This is a genomic window from Mesorhizobium sp. M7A.F.Ca.CA.002.04.1.1, from assembly GCF_004022805.1.
GTDB classification, from domain to species: Bacteria; Pseudomonadota; Alphaproteobacteria; order Rhizobiales; family Rhizobiaceae; genus Mesorhizobium; species Mesorhizobium ciceri.
In genome coordinates this window covers 1-1,110 of the sequence record NZ_RZPL01001113.1, presented here as the reverse complement: position 1 = coordinate 1,110, position 1,110 = coordinate 1, and the positions used below count along the sequence as shown (strand labels likewise).

Here is a 1,110-nt window from a genome sequence, read left to right as displayed (position 1 = left end):
GCCGTGAAGGGCATCGGCGACGCCTGTCGTGCGCTCGAATTCCCGATCGTCTCCGGCAATGTCTCGCTCTACAACGAGACCAACGGCCAGGGCATCCTGCCCACCCCGACCATCGGCGGCGTCGGCCTGATCGCCGATTGGTCGAAGATGGTGCGGGCCGGCTTTGCGGCCGAGGGCCAAATGATCCTGCTGGTCGGCGCGCCGGCGTCCTGGGGAACGCATCTCGGGCAATCGGTCTATTTCAGGGACATACACGGCCGCACGGATGGACCGCCGCCGCCGGTCGACCTCGAGCATGAAAAGCGCGTCGGCGACCATGTGCGCGCGCTCATCGCCTCCGGCATCGTCACGGCGGCGCATGACGTTTCCGATGGCGGTATCGCGGTGGCTTTAGCCGAAATGGTGATGGCGTCCGGCATCGGCGCCACCGTTCCCGGCCTTGTCGGCACCGACCCGATCCCGGTCTGGTTCGGCGAGGATCAGGGCCGTTATCTGCTGACGCTGTCGATCGACCCGCATGGTGACGAATGGGACGCCATTCGCAAGCAGCAGGGCGAGCTTGGCATCTTCGCGCCGTGGATCGGCTCCACAGGCGGCAGCGCGCTGAAGCTTGGCGACGCCAGGGCAATCCCGGTCAGCGAACTCTCCTCGGCTCACGAAGGCTGGTTCCCGCGCTTCATGGATCAGGCTAGTTGACCACACTGGCTGCCCGGGCGCTGCTTGCAGTCGTTTTCTGGCCGTCGCTGTTCTTCTTCTGGTTCCTGGGACCGTTCGTCTTTTTCCTGCTGTCGACAACCTCGAGCGAGGTTTGTATGCGGCTGGAAACACGTGCGGAGTTCCTTGCCGCGGCGAACGGCGCCGTCCCGATGCTGGCGCTGCAGAACCTCCTCTACGCGGTCCCGATCATCTGCCTGGTGCTCTGGGGCCGCCTTTTCCCGGATCCGGCACGGGCAAGGCACATCGTCACCTGCGTCAAGCTTTTCGCCGGCACGGTGGTCGTGGGCGCGTTGTGGGAGTACGGCTCGTCGCTCATCTGCGACGGCCATGGCCAAGGGTTCTTCTCGCCGGCTTGGCAAATGACGAGCTATCTCCCCATTGTCAGCCTGCTGC

2 protein-coding genes are annotated in these 1,110 nt (G+C 65.0%); both read left to right on the top strand.

Translation table 11 applies throughout. The features are described from left to right. Positions 1-696 (top strand): AIR synthase-related protein (locus ENZ75_RS32590; RefSeq protein WP_245481349.1); only part of this gene is annotated, 696 nt, incomplete at its 5' end. Beyond that, on the top strand, positions 693-1,110 hold a 418-nt coding region (locus tag ENZ75_RS32585), incomplete at its 3' end, for a hypothetical protein (protein ID WP_128278652.1). The genes ENZ75_RS32590 and ENZ75_RS32585, both read left to right, overlap by 4 nt.